Source organism: Sorangium sp. So ce1153 (assembly GCF_051521595.1).
GTDB lineage: Bacteria > Myxococcota_A > Polyangia > Polyangiales > Polyangiaceae > Sorangium.
In genome coordinates this window covers 11,658,477-11,682,934 of the sequence record NZ_CP150361.1, presented here as the reverse complement: position 1 = coordinate 11,682,934, position 24,458 = coordinate 11,658,477, and the positions used below count along the sequence as shown (strand labels likewise).

The 24,458-nt window shown below is 68.6% G+C and carries 15 protein-coding genes and 1 pseudogene; 8 read left to right on the top strand and 8 right to left on the bottom strand.

Annotated elements, in window-relative coordinates:
- Nucleotides 1-529: 529 nt before the first annotated feature.
- Both WME85_RS42490 and WME85_RS42485 read right to left on the bottom strand, forming a co-directional pair.
- Nucleotides 530-1,207 carry a helix-turn-helix transcriptional regulator gene (locus WME85_RS42490; protein WP_437829855.1) on the bottom strand — a complete coding sequence of 226 codons (678 nt, stop codon included), beginning with the start codon at nucleotides 1,205-1,207 and terminating at the stop codon, nucleotides 530-532.
- A gap of 120 nt (nucleotides 1,208-1,327) precedes the next feature.
- Entirely contained in the window at nucleotides 1,328-2,449 is a 1,122-nt protein-coding gene (locus tag WME85_RS42485; RefSeq protein WP_437829853.1) for an RNA polymerase sigma factor, read from the bottom strand.
- Nucleotides 2,450-2,926: 477 nt separating this feature from the next.
- Here WME85_RS42485 and WME85_RS42480 point away from each other — a divergent pair, with 477 nt between their 5' ends.
- From WME85_RS42480 to WME85_RS42470, 3 genes are read left to right on the top strand one after another with little or no spacing between them, the layout of a single operon-like run.
- Nucleotides 2,927-3,838 carry a PEGA domain-containing protein gene (locus WME85_RS42480; RefSeq protein WP_437829851.1) on the top strand — a complete coding sequence of 304 codons (912 nt, stop codon included), beginning with the start codon at nucleotides 2,927-2,929 and terminating at the stop codon, nucleotides 3,836-3,838.
- Nucleotides 3,839-3,840: 2 nt separating this feature from the next.
- Complete coding sequence (locus WME85_RS42475; RefSeq protein WP_437829849.1) at nucleotides 3,841-5,454, top strand: hypothetical protein; 1,614 nt, start codon at nucleotides 3,841-3,843, stop codon at nucleotides 5,452-5,454.
- 35 nt (nucleotides 5,455-5,489) lie between these two features.
- The gene (locus WME85_RS42470) at nucleotides 5,490-6,995 is read left to right on the top strand and encodes a hypothetical protein (RefSeq protein WP_437829847.1); all 1,506 of its coding nucleotides are present in this window, start codon (nucleotides 5,490-5,492) and stop codon (nucleotides 6,993-6,995) included.
- A 293-nt stretch (nucleotides 6,996-7,288) separates the two neighbouring features.
- Here the strand turns inward: WME85_RS42470 and WME85_RS42465 are convergent, their stop codons facing one another.
- Both WME85_RS42465 and WME85_RS42460 read right to left on the bottom strand, forming a co-directional pair.
- Nucleotides 7,289-7,645: an imm11 family protein gene (locus tag WME85_RS42465; RefSeq protein WP_437829844.1), complete on the bottom strand. Its 357-nt coding sequence runs from the start codon at nucleotides 7,643-7,645 to the stop codon at nucleotides 7,289-7,291.
- Nucleotides 7,646-7,863: 218 nt separating this feature from the next.
- A complete protein-coding gene (locus WME85_RS42460) occupies nucleotides 7,864-14,568 on the bottom strand; it encodes an RHS repeat-associated core domain-containing protein (protein WP_437829842.1) in 6,705 nt (2,234 codons plus the stop codon).
- 928 nt (nucleotides 14,569-15,496) lie between these two features.
- Between WME85_RS42460 and WME85_RS42455 the strand changes: the two genes are divergently transcribed.
- The 3 genes from WME85_RS42455 (at nucleotide 15,497) to WME85_RS42445 (ending at nucleotide 18,515) form a co-directional block, all read left to right on the top strand.
- A complete protein-coding gene (locus WME85_RS42455) occupies nucleotides 15,497-15,949 on the top strand; it encodes a hypothetical protein (protein ID WP_437829840.1) in 453 nt (150 codons plus the stop codon).
- Between the two features lie 433 nt (nucleotides 15,950-16,382).
- Nucleotides 16,383-16,712, top strand: a complete 330-nt coding sequence (locus WME85_RS42450) for a hypothetical protein (protein WP_437829838.1) — start codon at nucleotides 16,383-16,385, stop codon at nucleotides 16,710-16,712.
- 72 nt (nucleotides 16,713-16,784) lie between these two features.
- On the top strand, nucleotides 16,785-18,515 hold the full coding sequence (locus WME85_RS42445; protein ID WP_437829155.1) for an IS1634 family transposase: 1,731 nt from the start codon (nucleotides 16,785-16,787) through the stop codon (nucleotides 18,513-18,515).
- Between the two features lie 243 nt (nucleotides 18,516-18,758).
- Here the strand turns inward: WME85_RS42445 and WME85_RS42440 are convergent, their stop codons facing one another.
- From WME85_RS42440 to WME85_RS42425, 4 genes and pseudogenes are all read right to left on the bottom strand, one after another.
- Nucleotides 18,759-19,349, bottom strand: coding sequence for an RNA polymerase sigma factor (locus WME85_RS42440; protein ID WP_437829836.1), 591 nt, complete (start codon nucleotides 19,347-19,349; stop codon nucleotides 18,759-18,761).
- A gap of 34 nt (nucleotides 19,350-19,383) precedes the next feature.
- Nucleotides 19,384-20,346: a helix-turn-helix transcriptional regulator gene (locus tag WME85_RS42435; RefSeq protein WP_437829834.1), complete on the bottom strand. Its 963-nt coding sequence runs from the start codon at nucleotides 20,344-20,346 to the stop codon at nucleotides 19,384-19,386.
- Between the two features lie 53 nt (nucleotides 20,347-20,399).
- The gene (locus WME85_RS42430) at nucleotides 20,400-21,173 is read right to left on the bottom strand and encodes an RNA polymerase sigma factor (RefSeq protein ID WP_437829833.1); all 774 of its coding nucleotides are present in this window, start codon (nucleotides 21,171-21,173) and stop codon (nucleotides 20,400-20,402) included.
- 124 nt (nucleotides 21,174-21,297) lie between these two features.
- A pseudogene (locus WME85_RS42425) lies at nucleotides 21,298-21,459 on the bottom strand (RNA polymerase sigma factor); the annotation flags it as partial.
- 222 nt (nucleotides 21,460-21,681) lie between these two features.
- On the opposite strand from WME85_RS42425, the gene WME85_RS42420 reads away from it, so the two are divergent.
- Complete coding sequence (locus WME85_RS42420) at nucleotides 21,682-22,785, top strand: hypothetical protein (protein WP_437829830.1); 1,104 nt, start codon at nucleotides 21,682-21,684, stop codon at nucleotides 22,783-22,785.
- Nucleotides 22,786-22,805: 20 nt separating this feature from the next.
- Nucleotides 22,806-24,440 carry a hypothetical protein gene (locus WME85_RS42415; protein WP_437829827.1) on the top strand — a complete coding sequence of 545 codons (1,635 nt, stop codon included), beginning with the start codon at nucleotides 22,806-22,808 and terminating at the stop codon, nucleotides 24,438-24,440.
- The last annotated feature ends 18 nt before the right edge of the window (nucleotides 24,441-24,458 follow it).

Genomic DNA, 24,458 nt, shown 5'->3' with positions numbered 1-24,458 from the left:
CGAGGGATCCCGTCGCTGCGCTCCGATGGCGCCCGGGTGTCCCGGAACGGGTGGCCGGGTGCCAGCGGAATAGGCGGCCGGGTCGGCCGGAATACGCATCTTCCTTCGGCGGACGACACATGGCTTCAGCCCCCCGGGCAATCTCCCGTCCTATGATGATGGCTCGCCAGCGCACCGGTGCGGCACTGGCCAGCGGTCTTCCCCGCAGATGGTCCGCTACCAAACGGAGGCGTCAGCTGGGGCTGTTCAGCCGCCGAAGCGTTGCCATCCTCGCCAGCATGCGAACGCGAGGGGCGGCCGCGCTCACCCGTGGCGCCCTACTCCTGGAAGTGTCGTGTTCAGCGACGAGCGCTCAACGTCCTCCCAATCTGGCCCGCATACAGGACTAGACCCACCTGCGTCGCGCCGTAGCGGGAAGCTCGTCAGGTTGGCAGCGCGACGGGCGAGCTCGGCGCCCGCCTCGGCGCGAGCAGGCAGCGGCGACCCCAGCCGCGGCTGTGGAGGCGGCGGGAGCTTCGCCCGTGTGCTCCTAGCCGCAAGCTCGGGCGACGGCACCACGGGCGGAGGAACGTCGAGCGCGCGAGGGGGGTATCGTAGGCGGAGGCGGCGGCACCGAGCTCGGCGCCGGCGACGACGGGGGACGCGCCGAGCTCTCGCGCTTGGTGACGGGCTCGCCGAGCTGAATCACCACGGTCTCCTCTGCGTCCGCCCGGTAGTCGTGCAACCGCCACAGGCGCTCCCAGTACCGCGCCGGCGCGCCCGTGAAGGCTTCCAGCTGCCGCGCGAGGCCGGGCGTTATCGCCAGGTCGCTCCGCAGCAGCCGCTCCACCTCCCTCGGCTCCAGCTCCGTGCTCTCGGCCAGTTTTCGCTTCCACGAAGGAATCGTCGCACAGAACGACTCGAGGACCCTGCCTGGCCAGGGGACCGGGCGCGCGCGGGCGTCTGTCAGCTCTGCGAGCGCGGCGTCGACATGACAATCCAGAAGGCGCCGGTATCGGTCTCGCTCCTCCGCTACCTGCTCCTTCGCATCGGTGAGGGCCGACGTCTCGTCATCATGCGCGTGCTCGCGCGCCTCGCGAAGCCCGCGCTCGCGTCCCAGCGCTTCGCGCGCCGTGATCGCGAAGCCGATCGCGACGCAGGCTATCATCGCGAGCCCGAGCGGCGAGACCAGCCACATCGCAACCAGTAGATCGTCCATGGTATTCATCGCGTTTCGTCTCCTGGACGTGATCGTTCTTGTCCGGACGCACGGCGGACCTTCGCCTTGTGCTGTCCGAAGACATCACCTGGGTCACCACCTGCTAGCTGCCGAAGGACAGCCGGGGATTCAGCGAATCAGCCGGAGGAGTGCTTCGCGCTCGGCAGCGAGCCGCCCACGGGGGAACTCCCGCGCGTGGGTGTTCAGCAGCCGGAGAGCCTCGACGTTGGCCATGGCGTTGCGGGCCTCGATGGCCCTGCGGGCCTGGTCGATCAGGCTCCTCTCGCGCTCGCTGCCGGTCGGTCGAACGGCGCTCGCCGGAGACGCGGGCTGGCGATGGCTCGTCGTCGAGGGAACGGGAGTGCTGCTCGCCATCGCCTGCGCGCGCGCGCTTCCTTGCTCCCTCGGCGACGACATCTCGGGCGCGATCGGCGCGGCCCGTGCCGCGGCGCTGTGCGCGCGTTCTCCACCGGCGGGCGCCGCGGCGCTGTGCGCGCCGCCTCGCGCTGGGGACGCGGCAGCCTCCTGCGCAGCGGACGGGGTGGCAGGGACGCGGACCGTCGCCGCCCCGTACCACGATTCCAGGTCGGGCAGGGAGGGCGCTGAGGAGATGAGCGCGCCGGTCAGCAGGACGAGCCCGCCCTGGACGAGGATCCTCACGCCCAGACGGCGTAGCAAAGCCACCCACGGGCGACGGCCGAGGCCCAGCGCGAGCGGCACGCAGAGGCTATCGTCCCTTCCCTGAGAGCGCTGCTGCTCCTGCCACCGCTCCCGCCGCACCCTGAGCTCCTTGTGCGCCCGCCAGTGTCGCGTCTTCACCGTGCCCAGCGGCAGTCCCTGCTCGGTGGCGATCTCGGCGAGCGGGACCTCTTGGAGATCGTGCTTGATCACGAGATCCCGGTACTTGGGATCGAGTTGGTCTATCAGCTGGCGCGTGAACTCTTCCCGCTGCCGTCTCCGGAGCAGCTCTTCCGGCGTGGAGCACTCGTCGCGGATCTCACACTCATCGAACGACGTCAGCACCTCGCCGCGGCAGCGTGCGTCACGGACGTGATTGCGCGCCTGGTTGATAGCGATCGTGACGCGGTACGGGGCTGGGTCTCCCCCCAGGTCGAGCCGCTTGTCGGCCTCGAGCCCCCGCAGCAACGCGTCCTGAGCGACATCCTCGGCGTTTCGCGCCGGCACACCGTGGCGCCGGGCGAGGCGCCGGAAGAGCTCGACGCCGGGAGAAACGGTCGCTGGCTTGCCCACGGTAGGCAGCACACCTGAGCCGGCCCAAACGCTTCAAAAAAAGAACCGACGAGCAACTTTGGTCGGGCAATGTGCTCCTGGGTAGTACCATCAACCACACGGAAACGGGCCTTGATGACGGCTGAGCACATTCCGTCATTCCGCCGCCAATTCTCGCCCAAACGGCCGAGACGTCGCGGCTTCTGCCGGTTGACGCCGAGCGGCCGGCGTAAGTACCGTCACCGGATGCGTCACATTGCGCATTCGCTCTCGATTCTTCTCGCGCTCGGGGCCGCAACAGGCTTCACGAAATCTGCCAGCGCCGATGATGTCCCCCCGAAGACGCAACAGGCTTCACGAAGCCTGCCAGTGCCGGCGACGTCCCCCCCGAAGGCGAGACGGAGCGACAGTTCATCGGTGAAAGACCATGTTCGCCGTGGTCAGAGAGCGCGCAATGCAGGGCGGTGGGTCGAGGCACACGCTGCGTACAAGGCTGCTTTGGAGGCTGCAGACCCGACGACAAGCACCGAGCGAGAACGGGCGGAGATCGCCGGCGAGCTTGGCCTTTGCGAGGTCGCGCTGCACAGGTACCGAGACGCGGCCGAGCACCTTGCCAAGAGCCTTGAACAGCGCGAAGCGCTGCCGGAAGCGCTCGAGCGGCGATTCGAGGCAGGACGGCGCGATGCAGCGAAGCGCATCGCTACGCTCGTGCTCGCGGTCGATCCGCCCGACGCCGAGGTGCTCATCGACGGCGAGCGCATCGGGCGGACCGCGCGGACCTACACGCTCTTCTTCGAGCCGGGCAACCACATGGTGCGCGCCCGAGCACCGGGCCACGCGGGCGGCTTTCAATCGTTCCTCGCCGTGGCGGGCGCGGAGCACGGGATCACGATGGAGCTGCCCCTCGCGGCGGCGGGCAGTGCCAAGGAGACCGCGCCGATATCACCGAAGGAAACGCCGAAGGCCCTGAGCTCTTCGCCCGCTGTTCGGAGCCCGCCGCCCAGCCCGTGGACATCCTGGCCAGGCACCCTCCGCACCGCCGGTATCGGGTTGACCTTGGCGACAGGCTCGCTCGGTGCGGTCTTCATGGTTCGCGCGAGGAACGCCGACGGAGACCTGCACGAGCGGAACGCGAGGCTCGACGCCGCGGGGGTCTCTCAAGGGGCCTGTCGGGAAACGCCGAAGCCTTCCTGGTGCTCCGAGCTGACGGCTTTACGACGAGAGCGAGATCTCTTCGCCGGGCTCGGAACGGCGATGGTGGTAACGAGCGGTGTGGTTGGCGCTGCGACCCTGGCTTCGTTCTTCACGGACTTCTCATTTCTGCAGGCTGAACCGACGAAGGCTCGGCTTGCGCTGGTGCCGACGGTGACGCCGGCACAGGCGGGCATCGTGGCGTATGGCGCGTGGTGATCATGAGCAAGGACATGCCTCTTCTCGAACGGCGACGAATGCGGCTGCTGCTCACCGTGGCCACCCTCTCCACGATCGGCGTGGGCGGCGTCTCCGGCTGCGCTTACGACGATAGCTGCTATGAAGAACGCCTCTGCCTCACACCACCGAAGTCGCTCTGTGACGGCGACCCCGCCACGGCGATGGCGCTCGACGAATGCGGGGTGTTCGTCAGCGAGCAGGGCGACGACACGAGCCCCGGCACGAAGGAAGCGCCGGTCAAGACGCTCCAGCACGCAATCGGGCTCGCCACGCACGGGCCACGCAACGGCCAAGCGGCGACCCGGCGCGTGTACGCTTGCGGCGGGTTGTTCGAGGAGGCGATCGCGCTGCCCTCGGGCGTCGATCTCTGGGGCGGGCGCCTCTGCGGTGACGGCGAGTGGTGGTACGAGGGGTCATTCGACCGTCCGGATCACCCGACGATCATCGCTCCGCCGGTGGCGATCCCGCTGCAGGTGATCCAGGGGGAGGGGATATCAACGATCTTCGGCGTGCGCGTCCTCGCCGCCGAGGCGTCCGCGGAGGATCGCAAGTCGTCGATCGCGATGATCTTGAACCATGGGGCCAAGGCGAGGGTGGTGTCGAGCGATGTCATCGCGGGCAATGGCAAGGATGGGGAGGCGGGCAAGGACGCGCCGAGCTTCCGAGCCATGGGTGGCGTGGAGGGGAAAGATGGCACGTCTGCCTGCACTGCGGACGCCGCTATGGGCGCCCTTCCGGTCGTGACAGTGTGCGACGATGGGATCGAGTCGACGGGCGGATACGGCGGCGACGGCGGGCTCGACGTCGGCGGCGATGGCGCGCCAGGACGGCCGGAGCCCGCGGAAAATTCGGAAGATTTCGGGGGTGCGGGGCTCGGCGCGGGCAGCGACCCATGCACGAGGGGGAAAGATGGCGCGCCCGGTACCAGCAGGGGCCGCGCTGGCGGCGCGCTAGGTGAAGGCTACCTCAACAAATACGGATGGATCGGCGTTCTGGGCGAAGACGGGGAGACGGGCGGCGTCGGCCAAGCGGGCGGCGGGGGTGGCGGCAGCAAATCGCGCGGGCCCATGTATGCGTGCCCGACAAGCCAACCCCAAAGTGGTGCGGCCGGTGGCTCGGGCGGAAGCGGGGGCTGCGGCGGCAAGGGGGGCTGGGGCGGCGGCTATGGCGGCGCGAGCATCGCCATCATTGCACTGGAGGACACCGAGTTGGAACTCGCGGCGACGCTGGTTGTCGCGGGCAACGGCGGCAAGGGCGGGGTTGGCGGAACGGGTCAACTAGGCGGCATTGGTAAAGCCGGCGGCGACGGTGGCCATGGCGAGGACACGAGGATGTGGGGGGCGTGCGACGGCGGCTGGGGGGGGGACGGCGGACGCGGCGGTGATGCCGGTGGCGGGCTCGGCGGCGCTTCCGTCGGCATCGCGTACGTGGTGCCCCATCTGGCCATCCTGCCCGGCACGACCATCGAGGTTGGGGGAGCTGGAGATGGCGGCTATGCAGGAGGCGCCGGCATAGACGACGAGGTGGGCCAGGGCGGGCCTGGCCCCTCGGCTCCAATATATCCTTTCGGTGCGGCAAACGAGCTGCCGCGTTGAGTCGCTCACCGTGGCGCTGCCGTCGAGGAATGCCGATGATGTCAAGTTCCACTATCTTCCTGCTCCCTGTTCTTCCACTCGTCGCTGCCGGTTGCGGCACCGCGCCGGGGGTGAACACCCCCGCCGACGCGGTTTCAGAGCCGGTATGCATCGAGCAGCTTGCCAAGGCGCAGTTTCTCGATGGCTGCGGCGTGTTCGTCAATATCCCGTTCTTCGGCGGCGACGATGCGAACCCCGGCACGAAGGACAGGCCGGTTCGCTCTCTCCGCCGCGCGATCGAGCTTGCACGCACGGGTCGGGGCAGGGTGTTCGCAGCTAACGACTCCTTTGACGAGTCCGTCACGCTGCCCTCCGGCGTGGATATCTACGGGGGCTTCCAGATCCTGGGATGGGAACGCCTGCCGGGCGATACGAGCAAGATCCTCCCCCGCTCCGGTAACCCCATCGCGCTGATCGTCGAGCCGGCGGGCGCCGACGACACCGGGGCGGCGGATGGAGTCTCGACGATCGACCACATGGCTATCCTGAGCGGAAGCCATGTCGGGATGCTCGTCCGGTCAGGTGCCGTGGTGGAGTTCATCCAGGGCAAGATACGGACATCCTGGGGATTGGGGGGCGGCCATGGCGAGAGGTGGCCCGGGCTGAATCTGGCACCCGACGGGGCGCACGGGATGTACGGCGGAGATGGGTGCTCGGCAGCCACCGTCGCCGGCGGGCCCGCGGTGGTGAACCCGTGCGAGGGCGGGATCCAGAGCGTCGGTGGCAAGGGAGGCGACGGGCTCGCCGACGGCGCTGGAGATGGGGAGGACGGCGAGCCCGTACCTGAGCCGAACCCCGGTCACGATGGTCAAGGAGGACCCGGCAACCGGGCAGACGGTGATTGCGCCAGCGGCTTCCCCGGGAAAAGCGGCAGGTGGGGCGTCGTTGGCGCACCTGGCGAGGGCATCGGGCGGCTCATCGAGACCGGATGGCAGGGCGACCGCGCAGCCGAGGGGATCCGCGGCATGCCGGGCCAGGGCGGCGGCGGGGGCGGCGGCCGTCGCGGCGGGCTCGCCGTGTGCGGCGAGGCCCCGAAGGGAGGCGCCGGCGGCGGCTCGGGCGGCGCAGGGGGCTGCGGCGGACGAGGCGGCCGAGGGGGCGGGAACGGCCAGTCGACGATCGGCATCGTCGCGCTCCACGCCAAGCTGACGCTGCGCGACAGCGCGATCGAGACGTCCAACGCGGGGCAGGGCGGTGACGGCGGGCCGCCCGAGGAAGGCGGCGAAGGCGGTCGAGGCGCACCAGGCGGGGCCGTGGGTGACGGCAGGTGGGGCTGTGAAGGCGGCAACGGCGGCCGAGGGGGCGATGGCGGCTTCGGCGGCCCGGGCCGCGGCGGCGACTCGATCGGCATCGCCTACCTCGACGAGGACCAGCTCACGCTGGAGGGGATCACGTATGAGCTGGGGCCGCCGGGCAAGGGCGGCGTGAGCTGGGATTGGTCTGGCGTCGAGATTGGAGGGGAGGACGGTACCGCCGTCAAGACGCTTCGGTTTCCCGAATAGCTGGATTTAGGCTTGCCGTGCTGATGTCGACTGGCGGCGTCGCCGGTCGTGGCGCTCCACTGCATCAAGTGCCAGGCATCCATCTCGCAGCACTTCGCCGTTGGCAGCGCTTGTGGCATGGCCGCAGGCGCCCCTTGTAGCCGCTGCTGAGCGCGACGTCGCCGGATGCCTTTCTGAGTACGCCAGAGGTCTTGCCCCCGGCATATGTGGGGAGCGAGGGGGCCGTTGACGACTACCGCCTTGCTCTGCGGGCCGGGATGTGCTCGCTGCGAGCAGGGCGACCGTCCACGCGCTCACGCATGTGAACGCGTGCCTGATGTCTGCAGCTCGATGAACTTCGCACCGAGGCACCCTACGTGCTCCATGGCGTCCTTCATCGCCTCCGACACAACCAACTCAACAAGCGAGCCTTCAATTCGGAAGATCTGGGCATCACGCGGGATCTTTGCCTCATCTAGGACGAGCTTCGTAATCTGTCGATATTGGCCTGCGAGGTCAGCCCGGTGGTCTTGCTTCGTCCACTTGATAAACTCCGAATGCATCTCGTCGACGCATCGCAGTGTTCGCAAGGCATTTAGGACGATCATGCCAGATTGGCCGGAAATATTGACTGGGATGGGTTGCACATCAGCTCCTGCGACGTCAGCCATAGCGTCGGCAAGATTACTATTTGCTACGGGCACGGCGAAGCTCGTGATAGTGAAATCTAGAACGCGGCCCGCGTGTGTTACTGGGATGCTAGGAGTCTCTGAGGACTCGAATCGAATGCCGGCGCGAAGACGAGGCTCCGTTCCGTCCGCGAGTGTTGCAGACCCAAGATGCCATCGCTTCGGCACCGTCATGTCGTCGAGCAATCGGAAGTATCGTCTCATGGCATGAGCAACCGGTTGAGGGCGGATCCCGCCGTTGCAGCTTCACTTCGGATGGCGTCCAACTCGGCACGGAATGCTGTCGAATAGGCGTCACCAGACAGTCCTTCTGTGGTGCGCGATAATCGATCGAACACCTCTCTGTGGTACGCCTCGGGATGTGGCCCGCGGTGGCCCGGAATCCGAACCCGATTAGCGGCATCTTCGAGCGTCATGCCAGCGCGCTTGGCCATGTCCTCGAATCGCGGCGTCCACGGTCCTCCGCGGTCCGTAGAGACGCGATTCTTGTTCGTCATGATGTGGTGCTCGGGTGCTCCGCTTGCAGCGGGCGCAGTGCCCTTCGGCGCCGAGCTCCCCGACCCTTGCGACATCAGCGCCTGCGACAGCCCCTGGAGCCCCGCAGCGATGTTGCCAACTCCACCGACAACGAGCCCGGTCGACACCGCGATCGCAGGCACACCGATCGCGGCGCCGATGCCGGTGGCGCTCGTGATGCCCCCGAAGACCTCCCCCGTCAAGCCTCCGATCGTGAGGGCGAGCCCACCCACGATCTGCCCGATAGCCAGCCCCATCCTGGCTTCCGGCGTACCATGGGGCAGCACGCCCGCGGCGTCCAGCAGCTCATGACCCACGCCGGCGAAAGGAACTAACCCGAGCGACAACCCGGCGACGAACCCTCCCTCGAGCTGGAGATAGGGGTTCTGCGACCAGTCGATCGGCGCCGTGGTCACCGGCTGCGGCACATACCCGGACGCGCTCCCAGTCGTGCTGACGTCGACCGGCGGCGCCGCCGCGCCGACCTCCGCAGCCTCGCGCGATCCTTCCATATCACTGGGCACCGTCTTGAGGCACTCGAGCCCGCTGCAAGCCAGGGTACGCTGTACCTCGGGATCATTGCGGTAGTCTGCGTAATTTTGATCGACTGGAAGCGGGTACTCCGGCTCGAACCCGCTCGGATCTACGAAGTTGAGCGGGCTATTTAGCACGTAACTGTATGGATTCCAGCTCTGTCCGAAGAACGGAAAGGACACGATGGGGTCGGTGGTCAAGAACCGCCCGATCCTGGGATCGTACATCCTGCCCATTAGGTTCACGAGCCCGAGGTCGTCATCGCTCTCATGCCCGGTAAACCCCTGCGTCGTCTCGCTGGAGAACGACGCCGGCGCGCGCTCTCCCCACACGGGGTTTCTCCGCTGGCCAAACGGGTCGTAGCTCCGCCGTTCGCTCACGTCGCCATCCTCATCGGTGAGCGCATCGACCGAGCCGAGGTGATCGACATGCACGTAGCGGGTGCCGTCGTCCGAGCCCCCGCGGGTCACGATCGCGACCACGCGCTCCGGCGAGTGGACGTGGTATCGATGCTCTACGGTGCCCGACGCCACCTCGGTGACCCGCTCGTACAGGTCGCCGAAGTAGAGCGTCTCCTTCTCCGGCGTGGTCTTGCGGATCCGCTGCTGGTCGCCGTCGTAGCCGAACGTGATGGTGCTCGCGCCCTGCGTGATGCGCTTCGGCAGGTCGAACGGCGTATAGCGCACCGTCGTGCCGCCTGGCCGCGCGGTCTGATTGCCGACGGTGTCATAGGCGAAGCTGTCGGTGCCCGCGCCGGTGACCGCGTGCGGGTGCAGCGGGTCGTCATACGAGAGCGTTCCGACGTCCGATTTCAATGTGAGATTGCCGTTCGGGTCGTGGTCGTAGCGGAGCGCGCAGGGCGCCGACGCGCGCTCGACGTCGCTGAAGTAGGCGCAGGTCAGCCGCTGGAGCGGGTCGTAGCGGAATCGCTCCGTCGTGTTCTCGGGCTGGAGCGCGTCGGTGCGGCGCGTGAGGTTCAGGAGGTCATCGAACCCGTAGTCCAGGTCTTGCACCTCACCCGCGCCGCTCTGCGTCACCATGTGCCTCAGGCGCTGCTTGTCGGCGAAGTAGCTCCGCTCCGTGACGGCGTCGTTGCCGAACACCTCCTCTCGAAAGCGTCCCGCGTTGTCCACATCCGTCAAGCGCCAGTAGGCGAAGCGCGTTCCGCGGTCGCGCACGGCGATCACATGGCCGTGCGCGTCGTGGTCGTGGGCCACGACGAACGGCGCCGCGCCGGCCGGCGCCGGATACGTGATCGTCTCGATGCGACCGAGCTCGTCGTAGCCCAGCCTGGCCTCCAGGGGAGCGCGCTCGCCGTCGATGCGGAGCGAGATCGTGTCGAGCTGGCCGCGGTCGGTGTACCCGTACGTCTTCTCCCCGTCAGGGCTCGTGAGCGCGTGGAGCTCGCCGATGCCATGCGCCGCGGTGTCCCAGCTCCACGAGGTCGTCAGGCGCTCGGCGCCGTCCTGGTCCACGCGCGAGCGGGGTCGCCCGAGCGCGTCGTATGCCCACGTGGTCTCTCGCCCGAGCGCATCGGTCGACGAGATCAGCTCGCCGAAGCCGTCATGGATCGAGACCGTCGTGCCCCGATCGGGGTCATCGAGCTGCCGGACTCGGCCGAACGCGTCGCGCGTCGTGCGCGTCACCGCGCCGCCTGGATCAGTGACCGTGTGTAGCATGCCGAACGGGCCGTAACTATAGCGGGTGATCCCGTCGGCTGAGTCGGTGATCGACTCGATTCGCCCCAGCGGATCCTGCTCGGTCACCGTCACGTGCTCGAGCGGGTCGGTGACGCGCGCGAGCAAGCCATCGTACTCGGTCGTCGTGACCGCGTTCCACGGCGTCGTACGGCGCACTTCGCGGCCCACGGCGTCGTGCTCATAGCGGTCGTACAGCCTCTCGCTCTCGGGCGTATCTTCGCTGACCGGCACCGAGCGCCGCGCGATGTGCTCGCCCAGTGCGTCGTACCCGATCGCTTGCACGATGCGCTTCGCATCGCCCGACCCCTGCGCCGGTTCCGGCTCGGGCCCGTACCACCACCAGCGGATCGGGCGGCCGAGGCTATCAAATTCGACCGTGTCGTCTGCGCCGCCGGTCGTGGTGCTTCGCTGCAGCATGCGCCAGGCATCCTGGGCCGCGCCGCCGTCCTTTGTGCGCGAGAGCGTGACCGTCGTCGTCGTGCCGTCCGGTCGCGTCTCCTTGCCGAGGCGCCCGAAGCCGTCGTACGCCCATGTCGTCACGAGCTGATTCGGATCGACCTGCTTGAGGAGCACGCCGAGCGCGTCATCGAACTCCACGAGCGTCGTGTGCCTCGCCGCGTTCACGTACTTCTCGGGGAAGATGCCCTCCACGTCGTACTCCGTGCTGGAGGTCCGATGGTGGCCGAAGGCGTCCTCCGCCGTGACGCCGGTGATGTTCCCGAAGTCGTCGCGCGCATAGGTCAGCGTCAGCTTCGTGTCCGGCAGGCCGTCGTCGCTCTCGGTCGACTCGGTCTCCACCTCGCCGTAGATCGTGGTCGTTCGCGTGAGGCTCCGGCACTGCGAGCTCCCCGCTGCCGCGCTACACTCCTTCTGCGTCTCGATCTGGCCCAGGACCCAGCGCTCGGTGTCGTTCTTGAACGTCCGCGCGAACTTGAACGTCAGGTCGACGCCGCTCGTCGAGACTTCCTCGGCGCGTACGTTGCCGAACATGTCGAAGTCCGTCACTGCCGACACCGAGTCGCGCAGCAGCGTCGCGCCGTCGCCGCCGCGCTCGATCTCCCGCACGTACGCCTCGATCGAGGGCGTCGCGCCGCTCGGGGCCGGATAGACCCCTTGCGCTCGCCTCACGCGGCGCTGGGTGGGCAGCGCGAAGTACGTCGCGCCGTCGTTCGTCGGTACGAGCGTCCGCGTCACGTCGACGAACGAGAGCTCGATCTGCTCCGGGCTGGGCTGACTCGGCAGCCCGGGAGCCCAGCGCCATGTCCGCTGGACGTGGCCCGCGAACGGAAAGACCTGGAGCTCCTCATCGAACGTGACGTGATCGTAGCCGTCGATCGTCACAGCGCCCGTATCCAGGTCGGTGACGATTCGCTCCCCGAACCCGAGAAATCCCCGGCCCAGCCGGTGGTAGCGCCCGTCCCGGTAGCTGACCTCGAAGCGCCGCGGTCGGTCCGCGCCGTTGTTGAGGGCATACGCGCTCACCACCCGCCGAGGCCCCACGGCGCAGCGGCGCGGATAACCGCAGTCGTCCGCCGCGCCGGAACGCGCGAGGTAGAGCGGGCTCCCCCGCGCCGGATCCTCCGCTCTGTCGCCCGTCGCCGCCGACGCGTCGGTGAGATGGCCGTACGAGATGCTCACGTTGGGCACGAAGCCCGGCTCGGTCGGCTCGTGCGCATTCATCCCGTCGGAGACCGCGACCAAGAGATCCTGATCCGCCGAGCGGTTCTGGAACACGTTAAACACGCCGCCAAGCGACAGGATCACGTCCTGAGCGCCATCCCCGTTGACGTCGCCGGTGCGCGCGCCGCGTGGATCCGCCAGGGTGACGGCATCGCCGAGGCTGGCCTCGAACGGGACCTGCGGGTCGACGAGCCTGAACGCCGGCCCCGCGCGGTCGCCCGTCGCCAGCAGGATGGCCCATGACGGGAGCGCGTCGGAGCCGCCCAGCAGCATGCCCGGAGGGACAGGCATCAAGAGATCCTGTCGCCCGTCGCCGTTGAAGTCGAGCGGCACGGCGAGCGGGAAGAACGCGTCCTGATCCGGGAAACCCAGCAGATCGCCGAAGCTGATCGCGTCGACGCTCCGGAACGGCGAGGCCACGAAGGTCGGCCCCGTGTTGAAGTAGGTATACAGCTGGTGGCTGCCGGAGTCGGATTCGACGGCGTCGGGCAGGCCATCGCCGTTCACGTCGAGAAAGACGACGCGGCCCCCGGACCACACGATAGGCAGCTCGGTGTCGATCACCTCCCAGCGGCCGTCGCCCCGGCGCATGATCGCGTCGTAGTTCGATCCGGCGACGACCGTTCCGTCACCGAAGCGCACCAGAGACGGCACGACGAGATCGATCTTGCTGTCGGCGTCGACGTCGAGGGTGTGGAGCTCCGTATCGCAGGGATAGCCGGTGAGCAGCTCGATCGATTCGCCCGCGGGGTCGAATCCCGCGGGCGTCGCGCCGCGCGCGGACCTCCAGAGGTGGACGGTCCACGCGGGGAAGACCGGGATCGGCGCCTGTCCCTCGCGGTCGTGGTCTTCGCACTGGATCAGATCTGCCGCGCCATCGCCGTCGAGGTCGGCGAGGTGCATCGAGGCGCCGGGGCTGCTCAGGCTCGGCGGCGCGGGCTTGGCCCCGAGCGGGAACGGCCGGCGGATGCCCGTGTCATGAAGCGCGAAGGTCCAGTCTGGCCGGGACAGGAGCACATGCCACGTGGTCTTGGCATCGTAGACATCGTGGAGCAGGATGTCCATCAGCCCATCGTCGTCGAAGTCCAGGACGGTCCCGAGTTCGGGCTGAAGAAGGACCGGATCGGAGGGCCCAACCGGATCGGCGACGATCGGCCACTCCTCAAGGAAGGCAAGCTCCGCCGGTGCGAGGTACGCCGGTGAGGCGCGCGGCCCGAGGTTTCGCGCCGCCCACCATGCGGTGATCGGATTCGACGGCGTGCTGAGCGCCGCGTCGCTGTCGGGAATTACGAGGTCGTCGCGCCCGTCGCCGTCGACGTCGAACACCATGGGGCTCGCCAGCCTGGAGATCGGCTTGTCGACGTCCGTCGCCAGCCGGTCGAATCCGGGCTTCGCGTGGCTGTACTGAAAACCCGTGGGAGGCATGCAGACCCCGTCGCTCGCGCACTCCTCGACCTGGGTCAGGAGCGTCCGGCTCGTGGTCGGGCTGAGCTCGTAGCGGAATCCGTAGCTCCGGACCAGCGTATCGCCCGGGCCCAGCATCTGGATCTCCTCGAGGCGAAGCGAGCGCTGGAGCGCCATCCCGCCCGAGTAACCGGTACGAATGGCGGCCGCGTCCTTGGTTCCGTATACGAACCGCACCGCCCGGGAAGGCTCGAGCGACGGCGTGCCCTCGAAGCTCGTGTACCGGATCTCATCCACCGCATACTCGGCGGCATGGCCGTCCTCGGCCTCGGCGAGGCAGTACGCGTACGTCATGGCGTTACCGCGGCCGTCGCGGGTCTTGTTCGCGAGCCACGCGCGCGGGACGCCGCCCCGCGCGAGCGGCTTGCTGCCGCCGGTACGCCCGTACTCGACGACGCGGCCAGACGGCAGGTACGCCTCGAAGAAGAGCGCCTCGGCGGGCGCACCGTCTCCCGGCGGGTAGTGTCCGACCACCTTGACGAAGGTATCCGGGAACGTCCGGTACTCGATGGTTCCCGACCCCTGTCCCACGGGGACGAGGCGCTGGCCGTCTAGGCAGAGCTTGTCGTCGCCGTCGTACCGCACGCCCCGGATCTCCCCGTCTTGCGCGAGGCTGCTCGGACATCGCGTGATCGCCGACAGCCCGGCGAGGGAGAAGCCGGCGCCGAGCACGCCATCGCCGCCGTCGCTACGATAGACGAGCTGGATCCGAGGACCGACGCCCGCCCGCGCGGGCAGTGAGTCCAGGTCCATGGTGTACACGGCCTCCCCGGTGCTCGTGACGGAGAACGTCCCCGGGATGGTACCAGCGGCGACGGTCTCGACCGCCGGCGCGGGTCGATCCACGGCAGGGCTGCGGGCCCTCTCGGTCCGGCAGGCGAGGACGCCCTGACGCGGATCCATGGGCGGGTCGTCGAAGATGCACTGGCATCCCCCCTGCGAGAGCACGCAGGCGAGAAACATCAAGAGCGGGGTTATCGCTCGGAGAACGCGTCGAAGAACGAGCGCCATCGCAGCCTCCCTCTCACCGAGGAGGCCATGGCGCGGCGACTCGAGTCAAGCGCTGATCTGAAGTCGATACCGTTCCCTATGCTGAGCTCAAGGCATTCATCAGGGTGTCTTTGCCCGGCGGTCGTCCACGCGGCAACAGGGATTGCGCTATGTCGGAGAGGCTTTCGACCGTCCGCGCTAGATACGGAGCAAGGCGAGATCGATCGAACGGTGCATCAACATCATCGGCCCATGGAAGGGCGTCCCCGGCCTCATGGTCGCCCTGGTTCCGTGGGTCCAACGCTCCAGCGCGACGATTCCGCGCGCTTCGGCGATCGCGCGCGCCAGCTGCCGGCGTCCAACCTCCCGGCGCGACCTGGCGCAGCTTCGGCGGTGAGCCCGTGTGACGGCCGGCCCACTGAGGAAGGCGGCCGAGGCACACCGGGCGGCGCCTTGGGGGACGACGTTGGGTCGTGGCGGCGGGCGACGGCGGCATAGATGGCCAGGTGTCCTACGCGAGCGCAGCAGACGCGTCGCGAGGAAATCCTGCTGCTCGTGGCGCGGCCCGACGCGCGCGGGCGCTGGGCGCGTTCTGCGCGACGCGCCTACCCTGGCGCCCCCCCTCCGTGTCGCGTCCACGCGCGGCGCCTACGGAGCGCGCAGAATTACCAAATTGACCCCTTCGTTCCTCCTCATTTTCGGCCCCTCAGCGACGCTCTCCGGAACACCTAACCCCGCGATGCAACATTGCAACATGGTGTTTCTCCCGGGCGCATCTGCGGGTAATCCGAGTCGAGTTACCTACTGCGCAGAATTACCTTTTCGGGCTGCTTCCGGCGGTATCGGTCACGGTCGCTCGCGAACCCAGTACGGATGGAGGTATGCAATGACACGAGCGACTCTCGCGCGTGTACCGGCACTGCTTGCTCTTCGTCAGGAGGACAGCGGCATGCGAGCGGCCGAGAGGATGGTCCTGGAGCGGTCCGTCGGCGGATCGCAGCGCCCCAGCACCATCAACCCCTTCGTCACTGCGACGCTCGCGCTCCCGATGAACGGGCTCACGATCATGGCGCCGCAGCCGGAGATGCTCTCGCAGAAGAACGTCGAGGCGTTCACCGGCATCCCGGCGCGCGTCTTCCTCGACACGATCCGCGCGCCGGACTTCCCCTTGCCGGTCACGAAGCTCGGCAAACTGCGCCTGGTGCAGCGGGAGGCGTTCGTTGCCTACCTGCGGGCGCTGGCCAGTGAGCCGGGCTCGCGCCGTACCACACAGGCGGATGAGCGCACGCGGGTGGCCGCCGTGCTGGCGTCTGCCGGCCTCGAACCTGTCCCGTGTCCTCGCACCGGCCGGGCGAGTGCTCCTCCCGCAGGAACAAGCCGTGCTAGGCTGCCGCCGAAGTAGACCGGGCCCGCTCGGCGCTGGAACGCCGGACGGGCCCTTGATCGACCCCCGCATTCCCGGAGACCGACCCATGACTGACGTACCGCAGCGGCGGGCGCGCGCCAAGCGCTCGCCGGCAGTCGCTACCTCGTCCGTTCCTTCAGCCGGATCGACCGAGCGCCGCGCACGTACGAGCCGCCCTGGCGGGCGCGCCTCGCCGCCGGAGGCGGGAGCAGCGCCCAGTGCGAGCTTACCGGCAGCGTCGAGTTCTGCGGAGCGCCCGCAGGGCACCGCGCCATCAGCGGCAGGCGACAAGCGCGCCAACGGCTCCGGGTCAGTCCGGCTGCGCAGGAACACGTGGACCGCGCGTCTGAGCCTCGGCGAGGCCGGGCGACGCACGTTCAGCCTGCCGACGTGCCGGACCGAGCACGACGCTAACGCGCGGCTGGAAGTGGTGGCCGACCTCAGCAGGCACCTGCTCGCTGCTGGGCAGGTCGTGCTCGGCCTGCCGCTACTGGAGCAGGCTGCCGCGCGCGAGGGCAGCGCGCTCCGTGACGTCCGGCTCGCGATCGACCACCTGTGCAGGGGCGAAGCGCGCGCCCGCGCCTCCGGGGAAACCACCTTCGCCGAGTTCGCTGAGCGGGTTCTTTCGGGCAAGCTGGCCGAGCAGTACCCGGATCATGTGAAGGCAATTCGGACAGCCGATAAATATGAGCAGAGGCTGGGCCACGTGCTCGACGTGCTAGCCCTACTTTCGCGAAGCCGACAGGGGTTGGATGTGTAGACGCACGGCGCGCACCGAAAATCGTGCACGTCCCCTGGATGCGGCGACCTGTCGTCGCTACATGAACGAAAAATGCACATCTTCGAGCGGGAGGTGGACGGTCGCCGCTACCGGATCGCGGCGCAGTCGGTGTGGGACGCGGTAGCGGGGCGCTCGGTCGCGAGGCAGGTTGTCCTCGGGCCGGCGGACCCGCCGCCGACGGTCGACCTCGGGCGAACGCGGACGGTCGGAACGAAGGCGGTGGGGGACGTCGGCGCGCTCGTTTGGGTTGCCGAGCAGCTCGACCTGGTGAGGCTGATCAACGAGGCGTGCGGTGACTACGGCTCGAAGAACGGGCCGTCCGTGGGCGAGATGGCCGTCGCCGTCGCGCTTCAGCGCGCATGCGCGCCGGGCCCAAAGTGTGACCTGGGGGACTTCCTCGACGGCGCATTGCCGCGGGTCTCGTGCCTGCCCGGGTCAGCATTTACGGGGCAGGCTTTTCACCGCATCGCGCAGCAGGTCACCGATCAGGAGCTGGAGGCCGCCCAGGTGGCGATCGCTCGGGCGGCGATCGGTCGGTTTGCTCTGTCAGCCGACGTGCTGGCGTTCGACACGACCAACTTCGACACGCACATCGCCACAACGACCCCCGGCGAGCTGGCGCGTCGCGGACACGCCAAGAGCAAACGAAGCGACCTGCGGGTGGTGGGACTCGGCCTGCTCGTGAGCGAGACCGGGCACGTGCCGCTCTTGTACCGCGCCTTCGGCGGCAACAGCTCGGATCAAGCCGTGCTCGAGGAGTGCCTGCAAGGGCTGAGCGAGCTGCACAGCGCGCTCGACGCCGGGGAGCAACGAACCAGCCCAGGTCATCGGACACTCGTACGCGACGGTGGCTTCTGGAGCCCTCAGCTGGAGCTTCATCTGGAAGTCACCGGCTACTACAGCCTCATCTCGTTGCCTCTGGGACACAGCGCGGCCGAATGGGCGCTGCAGCAAGCTGCGCAGAAAGGCGCGATGCGGCACCTGACCGGACAGTACGAGGACGTACGCGCTGCCCGCGTCCGGACCCAGGTCGGCGACCTTGACCGCACGCTCGTCGTTATCGAGAGCATCACGCTGCTCGAGGGGCAGAAGCGCGGCATCGAGGCGCGGCTGACCAAGGCCAAGGAGGAGCTGGGCAGGCTTGAGGCGCTGGTGGAGGCCGGCCGCATTCGACGCGCGTCGCTCGAGCAGCGCGTACGCAAGGCGCTCGCGCGCGAGCACTTGGCCAGCTTCGTCGTGGTCGAGATCGACGGCCAAGAGCAGACCCCGACGCTGAGCTGGCGGGTCGACGCCGCTCGCCGGCGAGAGCTCGAGGCAACGCGTCTGGGCAAGCGTGTGCTCTGCACCGACCACCACACCTGGAGCACCGAACGCATCGTCCATGCCTTTCGCGGCCAGTGGAACGTCGAAGAGCTCTTCCGTCGCTCGAAGAAGGGAGGCGTTGTGCCCTGGGGTCCCTCACATCAGTGGGCCGACGGCTCGCTGCGGCTCCACACCTTCGCCACGGTGCTCGGGCTGATGCTCGTCAGCCTGGCGCGCATCGCCCTTGGCACCGACGCCTCCGCCCGCGCCATGATGGACAGCCTCGGCGACATCCGCGCCACGCTGGTCCGGACCGCAACGGGCGCCCAGGGACGGCGCCCCACGATCCCGCTCGCGCCCGAACTGAATGCAGAACAGCGCCGCGCTGCGCGCATCTTCGAGCTCGACCGTTGGCTTCCAGGTCTTTCTTCATCTAGACGCCGACAGAGCGCAGCATCTGGAAAGCAAGCGCCTTCCTAAACCTCAGGAACGCGCGTTGCGAAAGTAGGGCTAGCCTCCGCAGCCAGCGCAGCACGGCACGAACCAGCGTCGGGCAAAACAGGCGCGCGTGCGCGGCAGCGCGCTCGTCTTCGTTCGGCGGACGACACATGGCTTCACGGCCCCCCGGGCAATCTCCCGTCCTATGATAATGGCTCGCCAGCGCATCTGTAGGGCACCGGTCAGCGGTCTTCCTCGCAGACGGTCCGCTACCAAACGGAGGCGTCAGCTGTAGCTGTTCAGCGGCGCGAGCGGTGCCATCCTCGCCAGCATGCTCCTGAGGGCGAGCAGCGTCGGAGCATCCTTCAAGCGGAGCGCTCTTCGCAGTTGGTTTCTTCCACGCTGCAGGCGATTCTGGATTGTGTTGGGATTCTGGCCATGCTCGACCGCTATCTCCTCAGCAGTGTACCCCAAAGCGGAATCAGCCACGGCGTCACGCAGAGACGGATCGAGCCGCTCCAAGCTGCGGAGGCTGAGCAGCGCCTCCACCTGTTCGGATGGCGGCGGCATGTAGCCATCCATCGCCGGATGCGTGTACGAGGCGCGACCTTTTTCCCACTGCTGCTGGTGTTCCCTGTAGTGCGTCGTGTGGTGCAATGTGACTACGAACAGCCAGCGCTGCACCGCCTTCTTTACCGACAGGCGCTCGCTCGCATGGAACCCGCCTGCCTCGACGGTTCGCCAAGCAGAAAGAAGAATCTCCTGCATCACGTCTGAACGGTCGCACTCTGGAACCTTGAGTCGACGCAGGCTGTCCCTGATCATGGAACTGTTTCGCACGATGACTTCAAATGAAACGCGTGTCCCCGATCGCATACCCATTTCCTCTGAACGCGAGGGGCGGCCGCGCTCACCCATGGCTCCCTACTCCTGGAAGTGTCGTGTTCAGCGACGAGCGCTCAACATCCTCCCAATCCGATCCGCGTACCGGACTGGACCCACCTTCGTCGCGCCGTAGCGGGAAGCTCGTCAGCGTGGCAGCGCGACGGGCGAGTTCGGCGCCCGCCTCGGCACGAGCAGGCAGCGGCGGCCGTAGCCGCGGCTGTGTAGGCGGCGGGAGCTTCGCCCGCGGGCTCCTGGCCGCAAGCTCGGGAGACGCGACCACGGGCGGAGGAACGTCGAGCGCGCGTGGAGGTATCGTGGGCGGAGTCGGCGGCATCGGGCTTGGTGCCGGTGACGACGCGGGGCGCGCCGAGCTGTCGCGCTTGGTGACGGGCTCGCCGAGCTGGATCACCACGGTCTCCTCTGCGTCCGCCCGGTAGTCGTCGTGCAACCGCCACAGGCGCTCCCAGTACCGCGCCGGCGCGCCCGTGAAGGCTTCCAGCTGCCGCGCGAGGCCGGGCGTTATCGACAGGTCGCTCCGCAGCAGCCGCTCCACCTCCCTCGGCTCCAGCCCCGTGCTCTCGGCCAGTTTCCGCTTCCACGAAGGAATCGTCGCGCAGAACGACTCGAGGACCCTGCCTGGCCAGGGGACCGGGCGCGCGCGAGCATCTGTCAGCTCTGCGAGCGCGGCGTCGACATGACAATCCAGAAGGCGCCGGTATCGGTCCCGCTCCTCCGCTGCCTGCTCCTTCGCATCGGTGAGGGCCGACGTCTCGTCATCATGCGCGTGCTCGCGCGCCTCGCGAAGCCCGCGTTCGCGTCCCAGCGCTTCGCGCGCCGTGATCGCGAAACCGATCGCGACGCAGGATACCATCGCGAACCCGAGCGGCGAGACGAGCCACATCGCAGCGAGCATATCCTCCATGAGTTTCTCCTCCTCGACGTGAGCATTCCTGTTCGGCGCAAGGCGGATCTCGGCCTCGTGCCGCACGACGACAGCGCCGTCCTCACCGCCTGCTTGGCTGTCGATAGCCAGCCGACGATTCAGCGAATTTGTATCAGGAGCGCTTCACGCTCCGCAGCGAGCTGCCCTTGCGGGAACTCCCGTGCATGCGTCTCGAGCAATCGTCGCGCTTCGGCATCTGCGACTGCGCTATGGGCCTCGATGGCCCTTCGGGCCTCCGCGATGAGGCTCTGCTCGCGCTCGGTGACGGCTGGGACCACGGCGCGGACGGGGAGCGAGGTACGACGAACCGGCGCGCCGGATGGGACCGGTACCCGTGCGTCTCGGTCCTGCGCCGGCTGCGCGGTATCCTGCGCGGCCGTCGCGCCCCCCGCGCGCATCGGGAGTTGGGTCAGTGGCTGCGCGATCTCCTCCACGGCCGGTGCGGGCGCAGGAGCGCGCACCACCGCCGCCCGCAACCACGACTCCGGGGTGAACGAGTCCGGCAACGTCGCGATGACGGCGCCGGTCATCACGACGACCGCCCCCTGCACCACGATCTTGATGCCCAGGCGGCCTAGCCTGCTCAGCCACCCCTCGCGGCCGCGCAGATCGAAGGCGAACGGGACGCATGCAGCGTCGTCCCATCCGTGCGAGCGTTGCCGCGCCCTCCAGCGTTCCACGGCCGCGGCGAGGTCCTCGAGCGCTCGGCGGTAGCGTGTCCTCACCGTCTTCGGTTTGAGCCCCAGCTCGGAGGCGATCTCGACGAGCGGCACCTCCTCGATCGCGTGCTTGATCAAGACGTCGCGGTACCTGGGGTCGACCTGGTTGATCAGGTCGCGGATGAGCTCCTCCCGCTGCTGCCTGCGGAGCATCTCTTCCGGAGTCGGGCACTCCGCCCGAAAGTCGTGGTCGTCGAACGAGGTAAGGACTTCCCCCCCGACGGCGTTCGTTCCGGACGTGGTTCCGCGCCTGGTTCAGGACGATGGTGGCACCGTAGGACGCTCGGGCCTCCCCGAGTTCGACCCGCAGATCCGCTTCGAGTCCACGCAGCAAGGCGTCCTGCGCGAGGTCCTCCGCGTGCCGCGCAGGGACCCCGAAACGCCGCGCGAGGCGCCGGAAGAACTCGAAGCCGGTCGGGGTGCTGCCTGGCTCGCCCATACCCGGTAGAACACCTGAGCCGTCTGCAGGGCTTCAAGAAAATGCAGGGCGGCTCCAGGGTCGGTCGGAGAAAGTGCGACATGTGGGCCCGCGAGGTGCGCGACTGCACGAGCAGCGACGGCCGCATTCCCTGTTCGGGCGGGGTTTTTCTCATCCCATCGTCCAGGTCATGCCGGTTTCAGCGCCGTTGACGCGCCACGGCTGGCGTAAGTACTGTCGTGCATGCGTTTCGTTGCGCAATCGCTCTGGAGTTGCCTGATGCTTGGCGTCGCGATCGGCACCACGAATCCGGTTCGTGCGGAGGACCGCAATCCGGTCCCCGCACGAAATGACGACTCGATCGTAAAGGACCATCTTCGCCGCGCCCGACGAGCTCGGGCATCGGGAAAATGGACCGAGGCACACGCGGCCTACAAGGCGGCTTTCGAGGCGATCGACTCGACATCGGTTACAGAGAGAGAATCTGCTGAGGTCGCTGGAGAGCTGGGCCTCTGCGAGCTCAAGTTACGGAAGTTTCGTGACGCAGCGGAGCACCTGGCTTGGAGCCTTGAGCGACGCAAGGTCCTTTCTCCTGAACAGCAAAAAGGATTCGCGGATGGACTGGCCAAGGCCGTTCCATTCGTCGCGACGCTCTACCTGTCGGTGGATCCGCCGGATGCCGAGGTGCTCATCGACGGCAAGCCCATCGGCCGGCCCAGGCGGACCTACACCCTGTTCTTCGAGCCTGGCAAGCACATGGTGCGGGCCCGAGCACCGGGCCGTGAGGAAGGATCCCAGATGCTGGACGCGCAGGCGGCGACGGAGCCGACCATGACGATACAGTTGCCGCGCGGGGCCGTGAGCAGCGCCAAGGAGGGCGCGCCCGCGGTACCTAAAGTTGCGAGCGTATCGCCCGCTCTGCGCCCGCAGGCTCCCGGGCGGCCGGCATCGTGGCCGACGACGCTGCGAATCGCCGGGATCGCCGTCACGACGGCCACCCTGTCCGCGGGCAGCCTGCTCATGATCCGGGCCACCAGTCTTGACGGCGATCTCAGCGAACGGCGTGACGGGCTCAACGGCGGTGCGCCGGCGAGCGGGTCCAAGTGCTGGCGAGCGGCGGACCGGCCGGGGTGCGCTGACCTGCTCCGCCTCCGGGACGAGCGCAACCTGTCCGCGGGCGTGGGCACGGCCATGCTCATCGCCGGCGGTGTGATCGGGGCAGCGACCGCCGCGTCGTTCTTCACGGACTTCTCCTTCCTGGGGCTCACGCCGGCTGAGGATCGGATCCACGCCTCCCCCGTGGCGACCGGGCGAGAGATCGGCATGATCATCGAGGGGCTGTGGTGAGGACATCGGGGGCCGAGCAGATGCGTTCGAAGGAAGGCCGGCGCATGGCGACATCGGTCGTCGCCGTCGCGATCTTCATGTGCGGCGCGAGCACGCTGACAGGGTGCCCGTACTCCGACCCTTGCTGGGAGGTGGAGGCGTGCGAACCCGATCCGGTGCCTCCGCCCGGTCCGTGCGAGGGAGAGCCCGGCACGGCGCCGGCGCTGGATGAATGCGGGGTGTTCGTCAGCGAGCAGGGCGACGACAACAGCCCCGGAACGAAGCGTGCGCCGGTGAAGACGTTGCAACACGCGATAGGGCTCGCCGCGCACGGGCGAAGCCACGGCGAGGCAGCGACCCGGCGCGTGTACGCGTGCGGCGGGGAGTTCGCGGAGACGATCTCGCTGCCCTCGGGGGTCGACCTCTGGGGCGGACGTCTATGTGACGGCGGGGATTGGTCATACCAAGGGTCGTTCGGTGGGCCGGAGCACCCGACGATCATCGCTCCGCCCGGAGGGATCCCGCTGCGGGTCCTCGGGGAGGAGGGTACGGTGCTCGCGCGGGACGACACGACGTCGGTGATCGCCGGCGTGCGAGTTGTCGCGGCGGACGCCTCGGCGCCCGATCGCAAGTCGTCGATCGCGATGGTTCTGAGCACGGGGGCCAGGGCGATCGTGCAGGACAGCGTGATCGTCGCGGGCAACGGCAAAGACGGGGAGCCGGGCGGGGATGCGCCGAGCTATCGAGCGACGGATGGCGTCGAGGGGAACGACGGCGCGTCAGCCTGCACCGCGGACTCCCCGACGGGAGCCCTTCCGGTGGTCACCGTGTGCGACGACGGCATCGAGTCGACGGGCGGCTATGGCGGTGACGGCGGACTCGACGTCGGCGGCGATGGCGCACCGGGACAGCCGGTGCCTGCGGAGGATTCCGAGCGCGACGGCCACGCGGGGCTCGGCGCGGATCTCGCGCGATGCAGCGAAGGGGGTGACGGCGCAGACGGCGCCGACGCCGGTCGCGCGGACGGCGCGGTGGGCGTGGGCCGCCTCGGCAACGATGGATGGATCGGTGTCCGGGGCGAGGACGGGAAGCCAGGCGTCACCGGTCAGGGGGGCGGCGGCGGTGGCGGTAGCAAGTCGCGCGGGCCCATGGTCGCTTGTCGGGCAGGCGGCCCCCAGGGCGGGGCCGCCGGCGGCTCGGGAGGAAGCGGCGGTTGTGGCGGTCAGGGCGGCTATGGCGGCGGCTATGGCGGCGCGAGCATCGGGATCGTTGCGCTGGACGGCACGGAGCTCACGGTCGCGGCTAGCGACGTGTTCACGGGCAAGGGCGGCCAGGGCGGCGTGGGCGGGACGGGCCAACCGGGGGGGGTCGGTTGGTCTGGTGGTAATGGGGGCGGGACTTCTGACGCTGGTATGTGGACGGGGTGCCCTGGCGGTTGGGGAGGCAACGGCGGTCGCGGAGGCGATGCCGGGGGCGGGCTCGGCGGCGCATCCGTCGGCATCGCCTACGTGGTGCCCAACTTCGCCATTCGACCCGGGACCATCATTGTTCCCGGACCCGCCGGTGATGGTGGCCTCGCGGGGAACGCCGGCCCGGAGGGCGAGGTGGGCAAAGGGGCGGACGGCCCGTGGGGGGAGCTCTATCGTTTCGGTGCGGCAAGCGAGCCGCCCCGTTGACTCGCGCTTCGCGAGACG

Coding starts and splice junctions, on each gene's coding strand:
- WME85_RS42490 (WP_437829855.1), bottom strand. CDS start 1,207: ATGAATACCATGGACGATCTACTGGTTGCGATGTGGCTGGTCTCGCCG.
- WME85_RS42475 (WP_437829849.1), top strand. CDS start 3,841: ATGAGCAAGGACATGCCTCTTCTCGAACGGCGACGAATGCGGCTGCTG.
- WME85_RS42470 (WP_437829847.1), top strand. CDS start 5,490: ATGATGTCAAGTTCCACTATCTTCCTGCTCCCTGTTCTTCCACTCGTC.
- WME85_RS42465 (WP_437829844.1), bottom strand. CDS start 7,645: ATGGCTGACGTCGCAGGAGCTGATGTGCAACCCATCCCAGTCAATATT.
- WME85_RS42460 (WP_437829842.1), bottom strand. CDS start 14,568: ATGGCGCTCGTTCTTCGACGCGTTCTCCGAGCGATAACCCCGCTCTTG.
- WME85_RS42455 (WP_437829840.1), top strand. CDS start 15,497: ATGCGAGCGGCCGAGAGGATGGTCCTGGAGCGGTCCGTCGGCGGATCG.
- WME85_RS42445 (WP_437829155.1), top strand. CDS start 16,785: ATGCACATCTTCGAGCGGGAGGTGGACGGTCGCCGCTACCGGATCGCG.
- WME85_RS42440 (WP_437829836.1), bottom strand. CDS start 19,349: ATGCGATCGGGGACACGCGTTTCATTTGAAGTCATCGTGCGAAACAGT.
- WME85_RS42430 (WP_437829833.1), bottom strand. CDS start 21,173: ATGCTCCGCAGGCAGCAGCGGGAGGAGCTCATCCGCGACCTGATCAAC.
- WME85_RS42420 (WP_437829830.1), top strand. CDS start 21,682: ATGCGTTTCGTTGCGCAATCGCTCTGGAGTTGCCTGATGCTTGGCGTC.
- WME85_RS42415 (WP_437829827.1), top strand. CDS start 22,806: ATGCGTTCGAAGGAAGGCCGGCGCATGGCGACATCGGTCGTCGCCGTC.